At 62.0% G+C, this 20,435-nt stretch carries 20 protein-coding genes; 8 read left to right on the forward strand and 12 right to left on the reverse strand.

Going from position 1 to position 20,435, the window contains the following annotated elements; all coding sequences use genetic code 11:
- Positions 1-99: 99 nt before the first annotated feature.
- Together birA and murB are read right to left on the reverse strand one after the other, a co-directional pair.
- Positions 100-1,065 (reverse strand): bifunctional biotin--[acetyl-CoA-carboxylase] ligase/biotin operon repressor BirA, encoded by a 966-nt coding sequence (birA, locus tag ACW5W8_RS13825; protein ID WP_498628342.1) that lies wholly within the window; start codon positions 1,063-1,065, stop codon positions 100-102.
- The gene (gene murB, locus ACW5W8_RS13830) at positions 1,062-2,099 is read right to left on the reverse strand and encodes a UDP-N-acetylmuramate dehydrogenase (RefSeq protein ID WP_498628343.1); all 1,038 of its coding nucleotides are present in this window, start codon (positions 2,097-2,099) and stop codon (positions 1,062-1,064) included. Before murB ends, birA begins: the two co-directional genes overlap by 4 nt.
- Positions 2,100-2,226: 127 nt before the next feature.
- On the opposite strand from murB, the gene ACW5W8_RS13835 reads away from it, so the two are divergent.
- Positions 2,227-2,880, forward strand: coding sequence for a potassium channel family protein (locus ACW5W8_RS13835; RefSeq protein WP_005339863.1), 654 nt, complete (start codon positions 2,227-2,229; stop codon positions 2,878-2,880).
- The gene (locus tag ACW5W8_RS13840) at positions 2,877-4,232 is read left to right on the forward strand and encodes a TrkH family potassium uptake protein (protein WP_005356363.1); all 1,356 of its coding nucleotides are present in this window, start codon (positions 2,877-2,879) and stop codon (positions 4,230-4,232) included. Before ACW5W8_RS13835 ends, ACW5W8_RS13840 begins: the two co-directional genes overlap by 4 nt.
- A gap of 41 nt (positions 4,233-4,273) precedes the next feature.
- On the opposite strand, the gene ACW5W8_RS13845 is transcribed toward ACW5W8_RS13840, so the two are convergent.
- Positions 4,274-5,104: a cupin domain-containing protein gene (locus ACW5W8_RS13845; RefSeq protein ID WP_498628344.1), complete on the reverse strand. Its 831-nt coding sequence runs from the start codon at positions 5,102-5,104 to the stop codon at positions 4,274-4,276.
- Between the two features lie 101 nt (positions 5,105-5,205).
- Between ACW5W8_RS13845 and ACW5W8_RS13850 the strand changes: the two genes are divergently transcribed.
- Together ACW5W8_RS13850 and ACW5W8_RS13855 are read left to right on the forward strand one after the other, a co-directional pair.
- Entirely contained in the window at positions 5,206-5,739 is a 534-nt protein-coding gene (locus tag ACW5W8_RS13850) for a carboxymuconolactone decarboxylase family protein (protein ID WP_498628345.1), read from the forward strand.
- A gap of 14 nt (positions 5,740-5,753) precedes the next feature.
- Complete coding sequence (locus tag ACW5W8_RS13855; RefSeq protein WP_139461831.1) at positions 5,754-6,194, forward strand: DUF417 family protein; 441 nt, start codon at positions 5,754-5,756, stop codon at positions 6,192-6,194.
- 40 nt (positions 6,195-6,234) lie between these two features.
- Here ACW5W8_RS13855 and ACW5W8_RS13860 read toward each other — a convergent pair whose 3' ends face one another.
- From ACW5W8_RS13860 to ACW5W8_RS13870, 3 genes are all read right to left on the reverse strand, one after another.
- Positions 6,235-8,208: a DNA topoisomerase III gene (locus ACW5W8_RS13860; protein WP_498628346.1), complete on the reverse strand. Its 1,974-nt coding sequence runs from the start codon at positions 8,206-8,208 to the stop codon at positions 6,235-6,237.
- Between the two features lie 67 nt (positions 8,209-8,275).
- A complete protein-coding gene (locus ACW5W8_RS13865) occupies positions 8,276-8,773 on the reverse strand; it encodes a response regulator (protein WP_498628347.1) in 498 nt (165 codons plus the stop codon).
- A gap of 55 nt (positions 8,774-8,828) precedes the next feature.
- Positions 8,829-10,796: an ATP-binding protein gene (locus ACW5W8_RS13870; protein ID WP_498628348.1), complete on the reverse strand. Its 1,968-nt coding sequence runs from the start codon at positions 10,794-10,796 to the stop codon at positions 8,829-8,831.
- 277 nt (positions 10,797-11,073) lie between these two features.
- Between ACW5W8_RS13870 and ACW5W8_RS13875 the strand changes: the two genes are divergently transcribed.
- Together ACW5W8_RS13875 and torA are read left to right on the forward strand one after the other, a co-directional pair.
- Positions 11,074-12,204: a NapC/NirT family cytochrome c gene (locus tag ACW5W8_RS13875; RefSeq protein ID WP_498628349.1), complete on the forward strand. Its 1,131-nt coding sequence runs from the start codon at positions 11,074-11,076 to the stop codon at positions 12,202-12,204.
- Positions 12,205-12,227: 23 nt separating this feature from the next.
- Positions 12,228-14,708 (forward strand): trimethylamine-N-oxide reductase TorA, encoded by a 2,481-nt coding sequence (torA, locus tag ACW5W8_RS13880; RefSeq protein WP_498628350.1) that lies wholly within the window; start codon positions 12,228-12,230, stop codon positions 14,706-14,708.
- Between the two features lie 82 nt (positions 14,709-14,790).
- On the opposite strand, the gene ACW5W8_RS13885 is transcribed toward torA, so the two are convergent.
- The 4 genes from ACW5W8_RS13885 to ACW5W8_RS13900 are packed head-to-tail and all read right to left on the reverse strand — an operon-like array spanning position 14,791 to position 17,656.
- Entirely contained in the window at positions 14,791-15,252 is a 462-nt protein-coding gene (locus ACW5W8_RS13885) for a hypothetical protein (protein ID WP_005339830.1), read from the reverse strand.
- Between the two features lie 41 nt (positions 15,253-15,293).
- Complete coding sequence (locus tag ACW5W8_RS13890; protein ID WP_005339828.1) at positions 15,294-16,643, reverse strand: sensor histidine kinase; 1,350 nt, start codon at positions 16,641-16,643, stop codon at positions 15,294-15,296.
- Positions 16,640-17,296, reverse strand: coding sequence for an AHA_4052 family stress response regulator transcription factor (locus ACW5W8_RS13895; RefSeq protein ID WP_005339826.1), 657 nt, complete (start codon positions 17,294-17,296; stop codon positions 16,640-16,642). The genes ACW5W8_RS13890 and ACW5W8_RS13895 overlap by 4 nt, the downstream gene beginning before the upstream one ends.
- A 21-nt stretch (positions 17,297-17,317) precedes the next feature.
- On the reverse strand, positions 17,318-17,656 hold the full coding sequence (locus tag ACW5W8_RS13900; protein WP_236301807.1) for a PepSY domain-containing protein: 339 nt from the start codon (positions 17,654-17,656) through the stop codon (positions 17,318-17,320).
- 63 nt (positions 17,657-17,719) lie between these two features.
- On the opposite strand from ACW5W8_RS13900, the gene ACW5W8_RS13905 reads away from it, so the two are divergent.
- Complete coding sequence (locus ACW5W8_RS13905) at positions 17,720-17,968, forward strand: PepSY domain-containing protein (RefSeq protein ID WP_013724184.1); 249 nt, start codon at positions 17,720-17,722, stop codon at positions 17,966-17,968.
- Here the strand turns inward: ACW5W8_RS13905 and msrQ are convergent.
- Positions 17,965-18,591, reverse strand: coding sequence for a protein-methionine-sulfoxide reductase heme-binding subunit MsrQ (msrQ, locus tag ACW5W8_RS13910; RefSeq protein ID WP_498628351.1), 627 nt, complete (start codon positions 18,589-18,591; stop codon positions 17,965-17,967). The two genes, ACW5W8_RS13905 and msrQ, sit on opposite strands and share 4 nt — an antisense overlap.
- Entirely contained in the window at positions 18,582-19,583 is a 1,002-nt protein-coding gene (gene msrP / locus ACW5W8_RS13915; protein ID WP_498628352.1) for a protein-methionine-sulfoxide reductase catalytic subunit MsrP, read from the reverse strand. The genes msrQ and msrP overlap by 10 nt, the downstream gene beginning before the upstream one ends.
- A 368-nt stretch (positions 19,584-19,951) precedes the next feature.
- Between msrP and ACW5W8_RS13920 the strand changes: the two genes are divergently transcribed.
- The gene (locus ACW5W8_RS13920) at positions 19,952-20,434 is read left to right on the forward strand and encodes a DUF1097 domain-containing protein (RefSeq protein ID WP_498628353.1); all 483 of its coding nucleotides are present in this window, start codon (positions 19,952-19,954) and stop codon (positions 20,432-20,434) included.
- The last annotated feature ends 1 nt before the right edge of the window (position 20,435 follow it).

The raw sequence follows: 20,435 nt of genomic DNA on the forward strand, positions 1-20,435 counted from the left end.
TACCTAGGGGCGAAAATCAGCCGGGGGGCTGCGGTATATCGTTCCGGGGCCCCGGGGCCCCCCTCTTCTGTTTTGTATCATGAGCGGCCTTGCTGACCCTCAGTCGCCCCGGCGCAGGGAGAGTTCGCCCCCCAGATAGAATTTGATCCCTTCGCCTGTCTCCAGTCGCAGGGCGCCGCGATCGTCGATGCCACGGGCGATGCCGCGGATCTCCTGATCCCCCATCAGCAAGCGCACTGGACGACCGGCAAAGTGATCGAGCCGGTTCCACTCATCGACAAAGCTTACCAGCCCCTGCTGCTCAAAGGTGTGCAGCGCCCGCTGCAGATGGACGATCATCCGGGCCGCTAGCTCATTGCGCTCGACCAGCTCGGGATTGATGTGACGCAGCTCAGCCCAGGCCTGATCAATCTTCTCACCTTCGCGGGCAGGCATCGCCAGATTGAGACCGATGCCGATCACCAGATGACAGCTGGCACCGGCACTGCCGCTCATCTCTACCAGAATGCCCGCCAGCTTGCGGCCCTGATAGTAGAGGTCATTCGGCCACTTGAGCTCGACGCCCTGATAACCAAGGGACTCCAGCGCTTCAACCACTGCCACGCCGACCGCCAGACTGAGCCCCATGGCCGCCGCCATGCCTTGTTCCAGTCGCCAGTACATGCTGAGGATCAGCTGGCACCCGAACGGCGAAATCCAGGGTTTGCCACGACGACCGCGCCCGGCTGTCTGACACTCGGCCAGACAGCTCTCGCCGGAGCGCAGCTCATTGACCCGATCCAGCAGGTGTTGGTTGGTCGAGCCTATGACCGGAAAACAGTGCACCGGCGCCATCGGGGCCAGTGCCTGCAAGGTGGCCTGATCATAGAGCGCCATCGGCACCGCCAGCCGGTAGCCCTTGCCGGTCAGGCTAAAGAGATCAAGCCCCAGCTCCTTGAGCGCCGCCATGTGTTTGCTTACCGCAGCCCGGCTGATGCCGAGCTGCTCACCCAGCTGTTCGCCGGAGTGAAACTGGCCGTCGCTAAGCAGAGTGATCAGGGTCTGTCTAATGGGAGTAAGGGTCATGAGAGCACCTCGTCGAGCCAGGTTTCACCGTGCGCGCCCATAAAGCGCACCTCGTGCTCCAGTACCACGCCAAACGTCTGCTCTACGCTGTCGCGCACGTGGGCCGCCAGCGCGATCAGCTCCATGGCACTGCCCCCCCCCAGATTGACCAGCACCAGCGCCTGCTCCTGATGGACGGCGGCGCGGCCGATGGCGAAGCCTTTCAGGCCGCACTGATCGATGAGCCAGCCCGCCGCCAGCTTGGCCTGCCCTTCTCCGGCTGGATAGCAGGGCATCTGCGGATAGCGCGCCTTGAGATTCTCCGCCAGCGCGGCAGGCACCACCGGATTTTTGAAGAAGCTGCCCGCATTGCCGAGCACGGCGGGATCCGGCAGTTTGGCCATTCGGGTGGCACAGACGGTATCGAAGATGGCCTGCGCAGAAGGCGCGTCACCGAGCGCCGCCAGCGGGCCATAGCCCAGCACCGGCTGCCACGCCTTGGGCAGTTTGAGCCCGATGGCGGTGATCAGGTGGGAATCCTGATATTCATGTTTGAAGATGCTGTCGCGATAACCGAAGCGGCACTCTGCCGCCGCGATCCGTTCAATTTCGCCACTCTGCCAGTTGAAAGCCTCGACATAGGCACAGAAGTCGGCCAGCTCAACGCCATACGCACCGATGTTCTGCACCGGCGCCGCACCGACCGTGCCGGGAATGAGCGCCAAATTCTCCAGCCCGAACCAGCCCTGTTGCAAGGTATGGCGCACCAGCTGATGCCAATCTTCACCGGCCGCCACATGGAGCAACCAGTGATCGCCTCCATCTTCAGCGGTAATCCCCTTGAGCCGGTTGAGCACCACCAGACCGAGAAAATCGGTGGTGAAGAGCATGTTGCTGCCGCCACCCAGAGTGAGGCGCGGCAACTGGTTGAGCTGTGGATCGGCACGCAGGGTCGCCAGATCGGCAACCTGCTCCACCTCGGCCAGCCAGAGGCAGTACGCATCGAGGGCAAGGGTGTTGAGCTTCAACAAGGAGGCGTTGGCATTCAGTTTCATCGGTCTATCCCGGCTTGGAGCAAGGGCGCAGTCTACCTCAAGTTACCCCATGACGAAAAACCCGAGCCCTTTTCGGGGCAATAACAGTGGTTTAGAGTAGGCGACTTCAACTGCTGAGGAACAACTCATGAACAACCAGTTTGCCGTCATCGGCCTGGGCCTGTTTGGCAGCGCGCTGTGCGAAGAGCTGCAACGGCAAGATGCCGAAGTACTGGCCATCGATATCGACGAGAGCAAGACCCGGCAAATCGCCGCCCTCTGCAATCACGTTATCGTGGCGGATGCCACCGACGAGGCCACCGTGGCCGAGCTGGGACTGGCCAATTTCGATATCGTCTTCGTTGCCATCGGTGACAACCTGGAGACCAGCATCCTCACCACCCTCGTCTTGAAAGAGGCGGGCGTGAAAAAGGTGTGGGTCAAGGCGCGCGACAAGTTCCACGCCAAGATCCTACAGAAAGTGGGCGCCGACAAGGTGATCAACCCGGAGTGGGACATGGGCCGCCGGGTCGCCCAGAGCATGCTGGACAACCGGCTGTTCGACTATCTGGAGCTGGGCCACGACATGGTGCTGACCGAGTTCGTGATTGGCCTGCAACAGAACGGCCGGGAACTGGGCGACTTCCACCTGCTGCAACAGAGCGATTTCCAGCTGCTCGCCATCAAGCGTGGTGACGTGCTGCACAACGTGCTGACCGGCAAGATGGAGCTGCAACTGGGCGACATCCTGATCCTGGCGGGCAACAAGCACGCCATCGACCACTGGCTCGAAACCCTATGATCAACTGGCGCAGCAGCTACGCCTTCGCCCTCCATCGGGAACAGGACTCTCGCTGGAGCGAAGCCCGGCTGATCCTCGGTAGCTTTCTGATCATTCTGCTGATTGGCACCATCTTTCTGGTGCAACCCTCCAGCCACAATGGCGAGGTCACCTTCGTCAACGCCTTGTTTACCGCCACCTCGGCCATCAGCGTGACAGGTCTTGGCGTGGTGGATACCGGCACCGCCTTCACCCTGCAGGGGCAGATTTTCCTGTTGATGCTGATGGAGATCGGCGGTCTGGGCCAGATGACCATGACCCTGCTGCTGATCGCCATCTTCAGCAAGCGGGTCGGTCTGCGCCAACAGGTGCTGGCCAAGGAGGCGCTGGGACAGGAGGGCTCGGTCAACATCATCCAGCTGGTCAAACGGATCGTGCTGTTCGCCTTTATTGCCCAGCTGATCGGTACTGGCATCATGGCGATCCGCTGGGTACCCGAGATGGGGTGGGTACATGGCCTCTATGTCAGCTTCTTCCACGCGGTCTCGGCCTTCAACAACGCCGGTTTTTCGCTGTTTGCCAACAACTTGATGGACTATAGGGACGACCCCATCATCAGCCTGACCATCGCCGGTCTGCTGATCCTGGGGGGGATCGGCTTTACCGTCATCGTCGATCTGGTGCGCAACCGCCGCTGGCGCAAGCTCAAGCTGCACAGCAAGTTGATGCTGCTGATGACCCCGGCGCTGCTGCTGGCCGGTACCCTGATGTTCTGGCTGCTGGAACACAACAACCCCGGCACCCTCGGCAAGGCAGGTATCGGTGGCCAGCTGCTGGCTGCCTTCTTCCAATCTGCCAGTGCCCGTACCGCCGGTTTCAATACCATAGATATCGGGCTGATGACTCCGGCGGCGTTGCTGTTCCTGATGATGCTGATGTTTATCGGTGCTGGTGCCACCTCGACCGGTGGTGGTATCAAAGTCACCACCTTCGCCGTGGTGCTGCTGGCGACCAAGGCATTTCTGACCAAACGGCCCCATGTCACCGCTTTTGGCCGCACCCTGTCGCCCCAGATCGTGACCCGATCGCTAGCCATCATCATTGTCAGCACCATGGTGCTGATGCTGGCGATGTTCCTGCTGATGGTGACCGAGGATCTGCCGTTCGACAAAATCATGTTCGAGACCATCTCGGCATTTGCCACCGTCGGCCTCTCGACCGGCATCACCGCCTCCCTGAGCGAGCCGGGCAAGCTGATCCTGGTGCTGGTGATGATCTGCGGCCGTCTCGGCCCCCTGACCCTGGCCTTTATGCTGGCCCGCCCGGTCGAGACCCGCATCCGTTATCCGGAAGAGAACGTCTATACCGGATGACCGGTTATGAAAACGGGGCAGCCACTGGCCGCCCCGTTTTTTTATTCGGCTTGTTGCTGCGCCTTGAGCCAGCGCCCCGGGCTCACCCCCAGCTCCCGCTCGAATGCCCGACCAAAGGCAACACTGCTGCTGTACCCCGCCCCCAGCGCCACCTGCACCATGGGCTCCCCCGCCAGTAGTTGCTGGCAGGCTCGCGCCATGCGCCAGTGGGTCAGATAACCCAGCGGCGCTTGACCAACCCGCTCTTGAAACCTCGCGGCAAATCGGGCCCGCGACATGCCGGCCTCCCGCGCCAGCGTGGCCACCGTCCAGGGTTCATCCCCACGCTGATGCATCACCGAGATCGCCTTGGCCAACTGGGGATCGGAAATACCTGCCAGCATCCCCTGCTCACACACCCCTTGTTCGACCAGATGACGCAGCAGCAGGATCAACAGTACCTCCAGCAAGCGGGAGATCAGCGGATCCTGCCCGTAGCGGGGGTGAAACGCCTCGTCAAACAACTGGTTCAGCACCGGCGTCAGGGCAGGCAACTCCCTTAGCGGCAGCACCAGCGAGCCCGGTAATGCCAGTTGCAACGGCGATGATCCCCCCTTGCCGAATGCGACATTGGCACACACCAGATCGCAACCCCCCAACGTTCTGGGTTCAAGCTTGTGAGGACGTCCCCGAGGGAACAGGATCAGGGTCGGCTCCTCGAGCAGCAAGCTGGCTCCCCCCTCTTCACGCAGCATGACGGCACCGCTGCGCAGCAGATGAAGATGTCCGCCACTCGGGTAATCATCACTGGAGGAGTTCTGGCACAGGTTGCCGGCGAAGAAGATCTTGGCTTCGGGGGAGGCATGAACCAACAGGGCAGAGAGCGGATCCATATTTGAGACGAATAGTGTTTATTTGCAGACGATGAGTGATAAACCGTATCACGAATGACGGCACACTGTCTCCCGTACCTTCACGACCACAGGAGAAGTTCATGAGCCGTATCCAACCAATATCCCAGCCGCAACCAGCTGCCGCCCAGACCCTGGCCACCCTGCAACGCAATCTGGGTATGGTGCCCAACCTCTACGCCACTCTGGCCCACTCGCCAGCCCTGCTCAATGGCTTCCTGGCCTTTGCCGAGGCGCTTGGCAAGGGGCGCCTCACGGCCTCACAACGGGAGTTGCTGGCACTGGCCATAGGTCAAGCCAACGCCTGCCAATACTGTTTGTCTGCCCACACACTACTGGCGGGCAAGGCCGGATTCTCGGCCCAGGAGATCCGGGCAGCCCGACTCGGCCAGGCCTCGGCTCCCCTTGATCACGCCCTGCTGCAACTGGCAACGGCACAGGTCAACCAGCGCGGGGTCATCAGTGACGAGCAGCTTGCTAGCGCCCGTGCCGCAGGCGTAGATGACGAGCTGCTGCTGGAGGTGCTCGGCCAGGTGGTCGTCAATACCCTGACCAACTATGGCAACCACCTGGCAGCGACCGAGATCGACTTCCCGCCCGTCACTCTGACCACTTAAACAAGGAGCCCCCCATGCAACAACATGACAAAGGCTTTCTGGTCGCCCTGGCGGGCGTGGTAATGACCCTGCTCTGGATCGGCGTCTTCAAGTTTACCCCGACCGAGGCAGCCGCCATCAAACCACTGGTAGCCAGCCACCCCTTGATGAGCTGGCTCTATGGCCCCCTGTCGGAACAGAGCGTATCGAACCTGATCGGGGTGGTCGAGATAGTGATCGCCATCGGACTGGTCGTGGGTCTGTGGCAACCTCGCATCGGTTACTGGTGCAGCATGGGGGCTATCGTCACCTTCCTGGCGACGCTGAGCTTCCTGCTGACTCTGACAGGTGTCTGGAAAGTGGTTGATGGCGTCCCAGTCACCGAGTTCTTCCTGTTCAAGGATCTGGTGTTTCTCGGTGTGGTTCTGCACTACCAGCACAGGATCCGTGCCAGCTTGTCCACTCAGGCAGCCTGACAACAATGCCTTTGGCGCCCGGGATGGGCGCCTTTTTTCGTTATGCCGCCCTGGTCTGGCGCTTGCTGGCCGTCTTGCGCGGTCGGGGCCCGCCAGTCGTGCTGGCCGCCGGACTCTTGCGCCTGGTAAAACGCCGCTTGCCGACACCCGGCGCCTCCTTGGGCAGGGCGCTGAAGCTGGCGCCGGAGTCCTGCCGCGCCCCTTCGATCAGGCCGTTGAGCTGCTCGGTGAGCGGCCCCATAAACTGCTGATAGCTGCCGTGGCGCTCGGCGATCTGGCCGAGGCTCTGCTCCCACAGCGCCGTCATATCCGGCGTGGTGGCCGTCGCAGGCAGCGCCTGCACCAGCGCCCGCCCGGTCGGGGTCGCCTTGATGCTCTTGCCCTGACGCACCAGAAAGCGGCGCTTGAATAGCAGGTCGATAATGCCTGCTCGGGTCGCTTCTGTGCCGAGGCCATCGGTGTCGCGCAGGGTCTTGCGGATCTCGGGATCCTGCACATAGCGGGCGATGCCGGTCATGGCCGCCAGCAGGGTGGCATCGGTGAACGACTTGGGCGGCTGGGTCATTTTCTCCTGCAGTTCGCCCCGCTCGCAGAACAGTTGTTCGCCCTCCTTCAGCGCGGGTAGCGTGCCCGCCTTCTCTTCGTCGTCATCCTCCTCCACCCCGAGCAGCGCCTTCCAGCCCGCTTTGAGAATGCGCCGTGCCTTGGCCTGAAACAGACCACCGGCGATGCGCAGCAGCACCTTGCTGTCGTTGTATTCGAACGGGGGATAGAACTGCAGCAGATACTGGCGGGCAATCAGGCCATAGAGCTTCGCCTCGTCGGCCCCCAGCGTAGCGGGGTTACCCTGCTTCTCGGTGGGGATGATGGCGTGGTGAGCATCCACCTTGCTGTCGTTCCACGCCTTGCTGCGGATCTTGCCGTCCGCCTCGGCAACTGCCTTGGCCAGCGCGGACGCAGTAGCTGCGATGGCGCCGCGCACCTGCTCGGCCCGTTTGAAGTGGTCGGTCGGCAGATAGCGGCTGTCGGAGCGCGGATAGGTGATGAGCTTGTGGCGTTCGTAGAGGCTCTGGCAGATGTCGAGCACTCGCTTGGCATCCATACCGAAGCGTTTGGCGGCATCGATCTGCAGGCTGGAGAGGTTGTAGGGCAGCGGCGCCGCCTGCTTGCGGGCCTGCTCCTCCACCGATTCGACCTGTGCCGGTTGGCCGTTAATCCGACTCACCACCTTGTCGGCCAGCGCCCGGTTGAGCACCCGCCCCTCCTCGTCCTGCCACGGCAGGCAGGCTTCAGACGGCAGCCACTTGGCGGTGAAGCGCTCGTTGCTATCGGTCAGCAGATGGGCCAGCACCTCGTAGAAGGGTTTGGGGACGAAGGCCTCGATCTCGAGATCCCGCCGCACCACCAGCCCCAGCAGCGGGGTCTGCACCCGGCCGACCGACAGCAGCTCGCTACAACCGGCCTTGCGGCCGAGCAAGGTATAGGCGCGGGTCATGTTGATGCCGTAGAGCCAGTCGGCCCGACTGCGGGCCAGCGCGGAGACGGCCAGCGGCACGAACTCCTTGTTATCCCTCAGTTTGTCTAGGGCACGGCGCACTGCAGGCGGGTTGAGATCGCTGATGAGACAACGCTGCACCGGCTTGGTTTTCGGGAAGCCGAGAAAGTCGATCACCTCGTCCACCAGCAGTTGCCCTTCCCTGTCCGGGTCACCGGCGTTGACCACGCAGTCGGCCTGCTTGATCAGCCGCTTGATGACGGTGAGCTGGGTTTTGGTCTTGGGCTTGGCCACCAGCTGCCACTGGGCGGGGATGATGGGGAGATGCTCCATCCGCCACTGCTTGAAGGCGGCGTCATAGGCATCGGGCTCGGCCTGCTCCAGCAGATGGCCGATGCACCAGGTGACCACATCCCCCTGGGCTGTTTCGATAAAACCGTCGCCCTTCTTGTGGGGCTTGGGCAGGGCATCGGCAATGGCGCGGCCCAGCGTGGGCTTCTCGGCGATAAAGAGTCGCATCGGTGGCTACCTGCAATACTGTATATGCAGACAGTATACAACTGCCACCGCGAAAGCCCAACTTCCCCTATTCGTCGAACGGGTGATCGTGGATGGCGGCAAACAGCCGCGCCTGATTGAGCAGCGGCGCATAGTGGAAGGCATTTTCGCCATCTTCCGCCAGCAGGTAGTCGGTCAGCTGTTCGCGCACCGCCTCTTGTAGGGTCTCAAGCCTCCACGGCTTGGCAAGGTAGTAGTGCAACCCGCCGCGATTGACCGCTTCGACGGTGGCCTCCAGCCCCGCTTGTCCGGTCAGCAGCAATTTGCGACTGGCCCGGGTGGTGGCCCGCCGGTTCAGCTCCACCAGAAAATCGACCCCCAGGGTTCCCGGCATGATGTGGTCACAGAGGATCAGCGCCAGCTTGTTGCCGTCGCGTTCCCACTCCTCCACTACCGCTCGCGCCTCATCGACGCTCTCGGCGGCTTCCAGCTCGAAGTGGGAACGGAACAGCGCGAGATCGTGGATCACCGCATCCAGCACTTCCCGCTCATCGTCCACACACAGGATCAGATAGTGTTTGTTCATTGCTCCTCCTTGGCGACATGGTTTGGCACGCCGCGCGATTGATGCTGGCGACGGCTCAGGCCGCATGCTCCTTGTTATTTTGAGGTTCGCCCCCGTAACCGGCCTGCCCCATGCCGTCCAGCGGCAGACAGACCCGCATCCGGGTGTAACGGCCCGGTTCGGAGGCCACCTCGATCCGGCCGTGGTGTTGCTGCACTATCTGCAGCGAAACGCTCATACCAATCCCGAGGCCGAAATGGCCCTCCCGCTTGGTAGTGAAGTTGAGATCGAAGATCCGCTGCCACAGCTTGGGCTCGATACCGCAACCGCTATCCTCGATCTCTACCATGACCCACTCAGGATCCAGCAACCCAGTGCGGATGGTGAGTCGCCCCGGACCGCTCATGGCATCCAGACTGTTGGCGATCAGGTTGGTCCACACCTGCTGCAGGGCGATGGGGTGACAGAGCACCAGCGGCAGCGGCTGGTACTCCTTGCAGAGCTCATGATGCTTGAGGCGGTTTTCGAAAATCATCAGGGTATCTTCCAGCCCCTCGTGCAGATCCACCAGCGAGGGTTCGTCCCTGTCCTGCCGGGCATACTGCTTGAGGCTCTTGACCAGATCGCCGATGCGACGGGCACACACTTCGATATTGCGCAGGAAGCTGCCGGTCTGCTGGAACAGCTCCAGCCGGGAGAGCAGCGCCTCCCGCTCGGCGGCAGTGCGGCTGGCAAACCAGCGCTGCCAGTTCAGCTCGTCATCCAGATTCATCTGCACCGCCAGCCGAGCCTGCTGACGATCGCCAAAACGCCCCTCTGCCAGCCGGGTCTTGTCGCGGATCTCGCTGGTCGAGACCGGCTGGGAAGAGAGCGCCTGACAGAGGGTCTGGTTGCCCAGCCCCTTGATGGGTGCTGGCAGCTCGAGATTGACCAGATCGGGGATGGCGGCCCGCAGAGTCTCGCTGCCACGAATAATGGCCGCCACCGGGTTGTTGAGCTCGTGGGCGACACCGGCTACCAGCTGACCCAGCATCGCCATCTTTTCGCTCTCCACCAGCTGGGCGTGAGCGGCATCGAGGGAGTTGAGGGTCTGTTGCAACCGCATCTCGGTGCGGATGCTGTTTTGCAGGCGGCGGTTGAAGTGGCGCAGCAGCAGGTTGGTAAAGGAGGGGAGCAGTTCGCTGCGCGCCTGCATCACCCGTGAGAATTGCAGCTTGTCGAGCTTGATCACCTCGGCACCGGTCAGAGTCACCCCGGTGGTGAAGGCGGGTTCGCCAGTCACAAAGGACATGCCCCCCACCAGCGAGCCGGTACGGTAGTGCACCACCTCCTGATCGATCCCCTGCTCGTCCCGCTTGCGCAGCACCACCTCCCCCTTGGCGATAAACCAGAGGAAGCTGTTGGGCTCCCCCTCGCGGGTCAGCACATGGCCCGGACTGTAGTGGCGGCAGACCCGCTCCTCGTCATTACCCTCGAAAAACTGATAGAGGCCGTCGATCACCACCCGGGAGAGTTCTTCATCGCTGCAGTGGGTGTAATCCATAAAGCCCTGCCGATAGGCTGCCAACTGACGATCAACGTGGGCTCGCAGCAGCTTCTGGTTGTCGAGCACGGCGGCATAGCTCAGCAGGTCCGCCTCGGGACGCTGCAATACAAAGTGGCTCGCTTGCTCGATCACCTCTCGGCGCAGGCTGCCATCGCGCCAGGGACGTTGCAGGTAGTAGTCGAGACGACCGAGGTTGACCGCCTCGATGATCGATTTCATCTCCGGCTGGCTGCCGAGCAGGATCTTGCGGCACGCCTCGTGACGGCTGCCGAGGCGGATCAAAAAATCGGCCCCGCGGCCATCCCCCAGATCGCTGTCGCACACCACCACGGCCGGCGGCTGCCCCTTGCGCTCCAGCTCCTCCAAGGCCAGCTCCGCCGACCCCTGACCGACCACTACCACCAGCGCGAAATGGCCGAGCAGCGGAGCCAACTCCTGTTCGAATTCGGCCAGCAGCTGGACATTGGCGGCGACACACAGCAGTGAGAAAGGGCTCATCAGCGACACTCCGTTGAGGCTCAATGCCGACTATATCAACGAATTGGACAGGGTTTTGCGAGGGGGCTAACAGCAGCAGCAGAAAGTAAAACAATCATTAAATCGATAACTTTCAAAACTAAATTCTGACAAACCAGTCAATAACAAAACATAAATCACAATGTGACGCACATCTTAAAATTCAAATCATGATTGAGGTCAACACCCCATGAGCTTCCGATGACTACCATACACCTACTACTATGTTGGTATTCATCGACCACAGGACACAGTCCCCATGATTGGAAAACTGATAAGAAAAACCTGGTTCTGGCTCCTGCTGCTGGGCGCCATGCTGGGTATCGCCGCCCTCGGCGTCACCGTGACCGTGCTGCACAAGACCAGCTCCACCGAATTTTGTGTCTCCTGCCACTCGATGCAGACTCCCCTCGCCGAGTATCAGGGCAGCGTTCATTTCCAGAACACCAAGGGGATCCGCGCCGAGTGCGCCGACTGCCACATCCCAGGCGACCCCACCTCCTACCTGTGGACCAAGATCCGCGCCGTGAAGGATATCTATCACGAGGCGATCGGCACCCTGGATACCCCGGAAAAGTATGAAGCCCACAAGCTACGGATGGCCCAGTCCGTGTGGGACGAGCTGAAGGCCAACGACTCCGCCACCTGCCGCAGCTGCCACAGCTATGAGGCGATGGACATTCTGGCCCAGCGCCCCAACGCCCGCGCCGAGCACCCCATCGCCATCAAGGATGGCCAGACCTGCATCGACTGCCACCGCGGCGTCGCCCACATCATGCCCGACATGAGCGGTCTGGCTGCCGCCGGTGCCAGCGAGCTGGCGCAGGCTGCGGCCCAGACCCCGGCCAACGTCACCACCCGCTACGCCATCGCCACCACCCCGCTGTTTCTCGATGCCGCCGCCAAGACCGACGAAGGCACCCTGATGCCCTCCACCAAGGTGGAAGTGCTTGCCAACGAAAACGGCCGCGCCAAGGTGCAGATCGAAGGCTGGCAACAGGATGGTGTGAGCGAAGTGTTCTACGCCGCACCGGGCAAGCGGATCCTCAGCGTACTGGTCGGCGATGCCGCCAAGAAAGCACTGGTCACCGGCCAGAGCGAAACCGACAGCGCCACCAACCTCACCTGGCATCAGGTCAAGCTGACCGCCTGGGTCGACCAGAGCCAGCTCATCGGCGATCAGGGCAAGTTGTGGCAATACGCCTCCACCCTGATGTCCAACAACTGTACCGGCTGCCACGGCCTCACCGCGCTGGATCACTTCAATGCCAACCAGTGGATCGGCGTCATCAAGGGGATGGAATCTCGTACCTCCCTGACCCCGGAACAGGCTCGCATGTTGACCCAGTATGTCCAGAAACACGCCAGTGACATGAGCGCGGCCCACTAAGGCTGGCACAGAGGAAAACCGTTATGACTTTTTTCAATGACAAGAAGACCAATCTGTCCCGCCGCAACCTGCTCAAGGGGCTCGGCGCCTGCGCAGCCCTGCCCCTGCTCGGCGGCATTTTTCCCAAGAGTGCGCTGGCCCAAGCCATCAGCACCGCATTGAGTCAGTTCCCGACCCTGGTTCCCGCCCAGAAGGGCATTCTGACCGGCGCCCACTGGGGTGCCTTCGAGGCGATCGTCGAGGATGGCCGCATGGTGCGCGTCCAGCCGGTGGCCGATGATCCGGCGCCGAACGATCTCATCGACATGGCGCCGTTCCAGGTGCACGCCAAGAACCGCATCAAGTACCCCATGGTACGCAAGAGCTGGCTGGAGCACGGCCCGGGCGCCAAACCCGAGCTGCGCGGCGCCGACGAGTGGGTGCGGGTGAGCTGGGAGAAAGCCATTGAACTGGTGGCCGGTGAAATCCAGCGGGTCCAGACCGACTTCGGTCCACAGGCGATCCACGCCGGTTCCTACGGCTGGAAAAGCGTCGGCATGTTCCACAACAGCCGTACCCTGCTGCACCGCCTGATGAACCTCTCCGGCGGCTTCACCGGCTATGCCGGCGATTACTCCACCGGTGCGGCTCAGGTGATCATGTCTCACGTGATGGGCTCCATCGAGGTGTACGAGCAGCAGACCGCCTGGCCCAACGTGGTCGAGCACGCCGAGCTGGTGGTGCTGTGGGGCGTCAACGCTCAGGCAACCCTGAAGAACAGCTGGAACATGCCGGATCACGAGGGCCAGGCCGGTTTCATGGCGCTGAAAGAGAAGGGCACCCGCATCATCAGCATCGACCCCATCTTCAACGAGACCGCCAAGACGCTCGGCGCCGAGTGGATTGCCCCCAACGCCTATACCGACGTGGCCATGATGTTGGGGGTCGCCCACACCCTCTACAGCGAGAAGAAGCACGATCAGGCCTTCCTCGATCGCTACACCGTCGGCTTCGACAAGTTCCTGAACTACCTGCTCGGCAAGGATGACGGTCAGCCGAAGAGCGCCGAGTGGGCGAGTACCATCTGTGGCGTCGATGCCAAGGTGATCCGCCAGCTGGCCCTCGACATGGCAGGCAAACGCACCATGATCATGGCCGGTTGGGGCATGCAGCGGCAGCAGCATGGCGAACAGCCAAACTGGATGCTGGTGACGCTCGCCGCCATGCTGGGCCAGATCGGCCTGCCGGGTGGCGGCTTTGGCTTCAGCTATCACTACTCTTCCGGTGGCAGCCCCACCGCCAAGGGGGGCATTCTGGCGGGTATCTCCGCCGGCAACGCACCGAAGAACAGTCCGACCTCGATCCCGGTGGCGCGCATCGCCGACTGTCTGGTCAATCCGGGCAAGACCATCGACTACAACGGGCGCAAGGTCACCTATCCGGACCTCAAGCTGATCTATGTGGCGGGCGGCAACCCCTTCCACCAGCATCAGGATACCAACAACCTGGTACAAGCCTGGCGCAAACCGCAGACGGTGATCGTCCACGAGCCCTACTGGACCGCCACCGCCAAGCATGCCGATATCGTGCTGCCGGTGACCACCAGCTACGAGCGCAATGACCTGGAGATGGGTGGCGACTACTCCCAGCGCTACGTCTTCCCGATGCACCAGTGCGTCCCCCCTCAGCACGAGTCACGCAACGACTTCGATATCTTCAGTGCCATCGCCGCCAAGTTGGGGGTGCAGGATCAGTACACCGAAGGCAAGGACGAGATGCTGTGGCTCAAGCAGATGTATGACGGCATGGCGGCGCAGGCTCGTGGTGCCCGGGTGGCACTGCCGCCATTCAACATGTTCTGGGAGTCCAACAACTACATCCGCTTCCCGGTCCCGGAGGCGAACCGCCAGTGGGTTCGACACGCCGATTTTCGCGAGAACCCGCTGCTGAGCCCGCTGGGAACACCGTCCGGCAAGATCGAGATCTTCTCCAACACGGTGGCGGGGATGGGTTATGCCGACTGCGTCGGCCATCCCAAGTGGTATGAGCCCAAGGAGTGGCTGAAGAGCGAGGTGGCGACCCGCTATCCGCTGTCGCTGAACACCTCCCACCCGACCCAGCGGCTGCACTCTCAGCTCGACAACACCCCGCTGCGGGACAAGTACGCCATCGCCGACCGCGAAGCCATCATGATCCATCCGGCCGATGCCAAGGCTCGCGGTATCGCTCAGGGAGATCTGGTGCGCGCCTTCAACGAACGTGGCCAAATCCTGGTGGGGGCGCTCGTCTCAGAGGATATTCGTCAGGGGGTGGTGCGGATCTGTGAAGGGGCCTGGTTCGACCCGGCCAAGCCGGGCGAAGCGGGCAGCATCTGCAAGAATGGCAACGTCAACTGCCTCACCTTCGACGAAGGCTCATCCAGCCTGGCGCAGGGTAACTGCGGCCACATGGCCCAGTTGCAGATTGAGAAGTACACAGGCCCGGTGCTGGCCAATACCGCCCACGCGGTACCGGCCAACGGCTAAGGCGATTGCCACCCAATAAAAACGGCGCCATCAAGGCGCCGTTTCTTTATCTGTCTGCCAAAGCGCAGGCATGGGGATGGGTTTAGAACTCCCCTTCCTCCATATACTCCTGCGCACACTCCACCAACTGCGGCCAGAGCTCTTCCGGCACCCAGGCGTCCGGGTCATCTTCGTCGCCATCGTACTGGCTCCAGAAATAGCGGCGCAGGCCGGAGGCAAACTCGTCGCTGATCTCGGCCAGCTCCGAGAGCGGCCCCAACCAGGCGATGCGACGCAGGCCGGAGGCGAGATCGTTGATGGCATCCATCAGGGTGCGATCGTCGAAGCTCTGCTCCACCAGCAGGGTGAAGCGCTCGCGCGCCTGCTCGGTCTGCTCCTCGTCCAGCTCGCCCACATCGGCCAGCAGGTCGACAAAATCTTCCAGAAGGAACGCGATCAGGCCATCCCTGTCTTCAAACCACTGGATCTGGGCGCCCTTGACCCCCAGCACAGAGGCATCAAACGAATCGTCAAGGTGACACAGTGCCCACGGATCGTCGGTCATGCTTCTCTTCCTCAGGCTAAAACAAATGCCATATGTTATGCCTAGCTCTCGACTCTTGCCACCTTGGGCAACGAGAGGGAGGCGGCCAGACCGCCCAGTTCGGCGCGGCCCATGATGAAACTGCCCCGATAGGCTTCCGCCAGATCGGAGACGATGTTGAGACCCAGGCCCGAACCCGGCACCTTCTCGTCGAGCCGCACCCCGCGCAGCACCGCCTTGGCGATCTGATCCTCGCTCATGCCGGGGCCGTCATCCTCGATACGCAAGGTGATCCAGCCCCCCAGCTCGGCGCTGGAGATACGCAGCTCGCTGGCAGACCACTTGAAGGCGTTCTCCAGCAGGTTGCCTACCATCTCGTCGAAGTCCTGCTCCTCCACCCCGACCGCCAGATTGGCGGGCACTTGCAGATCCACCGTCTTGCCCGGATAGAGGCGGGAGAAGGCGCGGCAGATATACTCCACCCGCGCCCGCACCGGGGTAGAGACCCCGAGGATCTTGGCGGCGCCGGTCACCCGCGCCTTGCCGAGGTGGTAATCGATATGGCGCTGGATCTGGTCGAGCTGCTCGCCGATGGCGGCCTGATCCTCCGGCGGCAATTGAGCCACCTGATTGCGCATGATACTGAGCGGCGTCTTGAGGGCGTGGGCCAGATTGCCGGTGTGGGAGCGCGCCCGCTGCAGCAGCTCGCCGTAGTGGTGCAGCAGCCGGTTGATATCCTCCACCAGTGGCTGGATCTCCAGCGGATAGCGCAGCCGGAACCCCTCCTGATGGCCCTCATGAACCCGTCCCAGTTCGCGGCGCAGCAGGTGCAGCGGCCGCAAGCCGTAGACGATCTGGAACATGAAGCCGAGCACCAGACCGGCAGCGGCAAAGCCGAGGCCGAGGAACAGGCTGATCCGGGTCTTGTTGAGGGTCTGGGTCAGGGCGCTGCTGTCCTTGGCCATCACCAGAGTGAAGACCCGATCCGAACCGGGCAGCAGCACGGTGCGGGTCATGATCAGCAGCGGCTCCTTGTTGGGCCCCTTGCCGACAAAGAGGTCAGGATCGCCAAACGCTGACTTGAGGCCATCGCTCTTCAGGTTGGTATCCCACAGGGAACGGGAGCGCCCCACCACATCGCGGCCCAGCTCCAGCTGCCAGTAGTAGCCGGAGTAGGGTTGATTGAAGCGGGGATCGGAGAGGGAGCCGGTGACCACCGGCAGGCCGGTTTTGGCCACTTCCAGCCGGGAAAGCAGATCATAGAGCTGCAGGCGCAAACCGTCGGCCTCCGCCTCCTGCCAGTAGTTACGCATCATGGTCTGCAGACTGAAACCGGTGGCGAACAGAAACAGCCCGCACCACACCAGCGCGATGGCGACCAGTCGCCCCCGCAGGGTTCTGACCAGCCTCATTCGTTGATCCGGTACCCGAGGCCGCGCACTGTCTCAATCAGATCGGGGTTGGTTTTCTTGCGGATCCGGCCGATGAACACCTCCACGGTATTGGAGTCGCGGTCAAAATCCTGAGCGTAGATGTGGTCGATCAGCTCGCTGCGCGACACCACCTTGCCCCGATGCTGCATCAGGTAACCCAGCACCCGGAACTCGTGGGCGGTCAGCTTGATGGGGGTCCCTTCGTACCACACCTGCGACGCTGCCATGTCGAGGCGCACCCCGCCGATCTCCAGAATGGAGCTGGCATTCCCCGCCGCCCGGCGTACCAGCGCATGCACCCGCGCCACCAGCTCGGCCACCTGAAACGGCTTGGTGAGGTAGTCATCGGCACCGGCGTTGAGCCCTTCGATCTTCTCGTGCAGCTGACCACGGGCGGTCAGTACCAGCACCGGGGTATCGATCCCCTTGCTGCGCCACTCTTTCAGCACGCTCAGGCCATCGCGCCCCGGCAGGCCGAGGTCGAGAATGATGGCGTCGTAGGGTTCGGTCTCACCGAGGAAACCGGCCTCGTTGCCGTCGTGGCAGAGGTCGGTGACAAAGCCGGAGAGGCGCAGCTGTTCGGCCAGCTGACCAGCCAGAATTTTTTCGTCTTCAACAATCAGAATTCGCATGAACAGGCTTCCACACAGGGGTTATTCATCATCCTCGACCGGGGGCTTTGGCGGTTCGAACAACCGTTCCAGATGGTGGCCCTTGGCCCACACCAGCTCAAGGTTGTCGGCCCGATAGGCTACTTTGATCACGCTGTTTTCCCGATCGATGACTCGCAGTTCATAGAGCCAGATACCATCCTCTTCCCCCAGATCCACCCGCAACACCCGCACCGGCAATCTGGATGCCACCTCCATCATTTCGTGGAAGGGCCGAACCCGTCCCTCATGGACAGCTTGCTGCAACAGGGCTTCGTCAGGCGTCAGCGCCTGCGCCAGCACTGGCAACAACAACCCGATCAGAGGGAGCGCTCTATTCATGGATGATTCATCTCCAAAAACCTAACATAATGGCGTTTATAGTCTGCCAGCCATGAATCCGGAATGAATATGATCCCGCGCAGTTTCTTGCTGATCCTTTGCCTGTTGAGTGCCACCAGCTGGGCGGCCCAGAGCCGTCTCGACATGGCCGGGCTGGTCAAGCTCCTGCTGGCGCAAGGGTATCACGACATTCGGGAAGTGGAGCTGGAAGGGGACAAATTCGAGGTCAAAACCCTCAATCGCCAGGATCAGAAGGTGCATCTCATCGTCGATGCCTACACTGGCGAGATCAAACAACAAGAGGCCGATTAGGCCTCTTTTGCATTCCAGCGTCCCCGCATGGGGCACAGCAGCTTCTCCCGCCTCGGCCAGAGCAGGGCGCAGGCCAGCAGCAGGTAGATGAGGGGCTCCCCCCAACCGCTCTTGAGCGACCACCAGTAATGCACCGGCACCAGCAGGGCGATGGCATAGATCCAGTTGTGCAGCTTCTGCCATACGGCGCCCATTCTGCGCTGCAATACCGGCAGCGAGGTGATGCTGAGGGCGGCCAGCAGCAACAGGGCCACCATCCCCACCACGATATAACTGCGCTTGACCAGCTCGCCGCCAATCAGACCCCAGTCAAACTGCAGATCCAGCCCCAGCCACGCCATGAAGTGGAGCAATGCCCAGGCAAAGCACCAGAGCCCGAGGGGGCGGCGCAGCTTGATGAGCTGCCCCTGCCGCCAGCGCTTGGCCAGCGGCGACACCAGCAGGGTGAGCAGCAGCAGGTTGAGCGCCCCCTTGCCGAGGTAGTGGATAAGCTCGGGCACCGGATCGCCCCCCAGCAGACCCGCTGGAATGGCAAAAACCAGCCAGAGCAGGAAGCCGAGTGAGCCCAGATGCACCAGCGCCCGCAAACCGCTGATATGGACCGGTTTCAATCTCAGTACCATTGGCGCAGATCCATCCCCTGATAGAGCGAGGCGACTTCGTCACCATAGCCGTTGAACATCAGGGTCGGCTGGCGCTTGGCACCGAACAACCCGCCCTCGCCGATGAACCGCTCGCTGGCCTGACTCCAACGCGGGTGATCCACCTGCGGGTTGACGTTGGCGTAGAAGCCATATTCGTTGGGCGCCAGCAGGTTCCAGGTGGTGGGCGGCATCTCCTCCACCAGTCGAATGGAGACAATGCTCTTGATGCTCTTGAAGCCGTACTTCCACGGCACCACCAGCCGGATTGGTGCCCCGTTCTGGGCGGGCAGGGTCTTGCCGTAGAGCCCCATGGCGAGGAAGGAGAGCGGGTGCATCGCCTCGTCGATACGCAGCCCTTCGACGTAGGGATACTCGATGCCGCCCCCCAGACTGGAGGCCTGCCCCGGCAGCTGCTTCGGGTCAAACAGGGTTTCGAAGGCGACAAACTTGGCACGACTGGTGGGCTCGGCACGGCGGATGATCTCGGCCAGCGAGATGCCATTCCAGGGCAGTACCATGGACCAGGCTTCGACGCAGCGCAGCCGGTAGATCCGCTCCTCCAGCTCGCTCTTGTTGATGAGATCCCACACATCGAGTGTAAAAGGCTTGGCCACCTCCCCCTCCACCTTGAGGGTCCAGGGTTCGGGCTTGAGGTAATGGCCGTTGCGAGCCGGGTCGGACTTGTCGGTGCCGAGCTCATAAAAGTTGTTGTAACTGGTTGCCTTCTCTTCCGGCGTCAACACCAGATTGGCCGGACGCTCCGCAGGCTTGCTGTTGAGCGGTTTGGTGGCTAATTGGGGAGCATCCTCTTTACCGCGCAGCAGATCGAGTACACCAGCCTGAGTGGGAAACGCCAGGGTGGCTGCGCCCAGACCCAGCCCCTTGAGAATAAGGCGGCGGTCCTGATAGACGGCTTCCGGGGTGACATCCTGTTCGGTGAGGGGGTGGGCGGTACGACGCTTGATCAACATGAAAAACTCCCGGGGCTGAGTGAGGCAGTATGGATAAGACCCGCCCCGGCAGATTTTTATTTCACACAAATTTACATCATGTGGTGCAGGGGCAGTGCCTTGGCCATGGTGCCGACCAGAAACAGGACTACGAACACCAGCAGGGGAACGATCACATTTGGCGCCATCAGACTCACTCCATGAGCAGGACAGGGCCTCCAACTATGGCCGACTGTCAGGCCGGTCACCAATGAATTTTTTTCGCGAGCGCAAGCGTATTCCTGAGTTGAAAAGGGTGATGAAGATCACACACAATTCTGCCCCCGCTTGCCGCCCCGATTGCCGGGGGTAGGCTGCCCATTTTGCGAAGCCAACTGAAGAGTCGCCCCATGAGCCCACTGATCGCCATCGCCATCACCACTGGAATTCTCTCCGCCGTCTGGGGCTGGATTGCCGTCGCGTTCGGCCTTATCTCCTGGGTCGGCTTTCTCGGCTGCACCAGTTATTTCGCAACCAGTGGCGGCTACAAGGCGCTGCTGCAGACCCTCTTCTGCAACACCAGCGGCATGCTGTGGGGATTGCTGCTGATCCATGGCGGCGACCTGTGGGGGGCCGGGGTAGCGGGTTATGTGATGACGGGGGTGGTGGCAACCCTGATGTGTGTGCAGGCCAAGCAGCAGTGGCTCGGCTACATTCCCGGCACCTTTGCCGGTTGCTGCGCCACCTTCGGGGCGGCTGGCGAGTGGCGGCTGATCCTGCCCTCCCTCATCATTGGTGGCCTGTTCGGCTACCTGATGAAGGCGAGCGGCCTCTGGCTCTCCCATAAAACTCAAAAAGCCGAGGCCGCTCCGGCGGTGATTGATCCCGCCTGAT

This window comes from Aeromonas aquatilis (genome assembly GCF_054052405.1).

Coding starts and splice junctions, on each gene's coding strand:
- birA (WP_498628342.1), bottom strand. CDS start 1,065: ATGACCCTTACTCCCATTAGACAGACCCTGATCACTCTGCTTAGCGAC.
- murB (WP_498628343.1), bottom strand. CDS start 2,099: ATGAAACTGAATGCCAACGCCTCCTTGTTGAAGCTCAACACCCTTGCC.
- ACW5W8_RS13835 (WP_005339863.1), top strand. CDS start 2,227: ATGAACAACCAGTTTGCCGTCATCGGCCTGGGCCTGTTTGGCAGCGCG.
- ACW5W8_RS13840 (WP_005356363.1), top strand. CDS start 2,877: ATGATCAACTGGCGCAGCAGCTACGCCTTCGCCCTCCATCGGGAACAG.
- ACW5W8_RS13845 (WP_498628344.1), bottom strand. CDS start 5,104: ATGGATCCGCTCTCTGCCCTGTTGGTTCATGCCTCCCCCGAAGCCAAG.
- ACW5W8_RS13850 (WP_498628345.1), top strand. CDS start 5,206: ATGAGCCGTATCCAACCAATATCCCAGCCGCAACCAGCTGCCGCCCAG.
- ACW5W8_RS13855 (WP_139461831.1), top strand. CDS start 5,754: ATGCAACAACATGACAAAGGCTTTCTGGTCGCCCTGGCGGGCGTGGTA.
- ACW5W8_RS13860 (WP_498628346.1), bottom strand. CDS start 8,208: ATGCGACTCTTTATCGCCGAGAAGCCCACGCTGGGCCGCGCCATTGCC.
- ACW5W8_RS13865 (WP_498628347.1), bottom strand. CDS start 8,773: ATGAACAAACACTATCTGATCCTGTGTGTGGACGATGAGCGGGAAGTG.
- ACW5W8_RS13870 (WP_498628348.1), bottom strand. CDS start 10,796: ATGAGCCCTTTCTCACTGCTGTGTGTCGCCGCCAATGTCCAGCTGCTG.
- ACW5W8_RS13875 (WP_498628349.1), top strand. CDS start 11,074: ATGATTGGAAAACTGATAAGAAAAACCTGGTTCTGGCTCCTGCTGCTG.
- torA (WP_498628350.1), top strand. CDS start 12,228: ATGACTTTTTTCAATGACAAGAAGACCAATCTGTCCCGCCGCAACCTG.
- ACW5W8_RS13885 (WP_005339830.1), bottom strand. CDS start 15,252: ATGACCGACGATCCGTGGGCACTGTGTCACCTTGACGATTCGTTTGAT.
- ACW5W8_RS13890 (WP_005339828.1), bottom strand. CDS start 16,643: ATGAGGCTGGTCAGAACCCTGCGGGGGCGACTGGTCGCCATCGCGCTG.
- ACW5W8_RS13895 (WP_005339826.1), bottom strand. CDS start 17,296: ATGCGAATTCTGATTGTTGAAGACGAAAAAATTCTGGCTGGTCAGCTG.
- ACW5W8_RS13900 (WP_236301807.1), bottom strand. CDS start 17,656: ATGAATAGAGCGCTCCCTCTGATCGGGTTGTTGTTGCCAGTGCTGGCG.
- ACW5W8_RS13905 (WP_013724184.1), top strand. CDS start 17,720: ATGAATATGATCCCGCGCAGTTTCTTGCTGATCCTTTGCCTGTTGAGT.
- msrQ (WP_498628351.1), bottom strand. CDS start 18,591: ATGGTACTGAGATTGAAACCGGTCCATATCAGCGGTTTGCGGGCGCTG.
- msrP (WP_498628352.1), bottom strand. CDS start 19,583: ATGTTGATCAAGCGTCGTACCGCCCACCCCCTCACCGAACAGGATGTC.
- ACW5W8_RS13920 (WP_498628353.1), top strand. CDS start 19,952: ATGAGCCCACTGATCGCCATCGCCATCACCACTGGAATTCTCTCCGCC.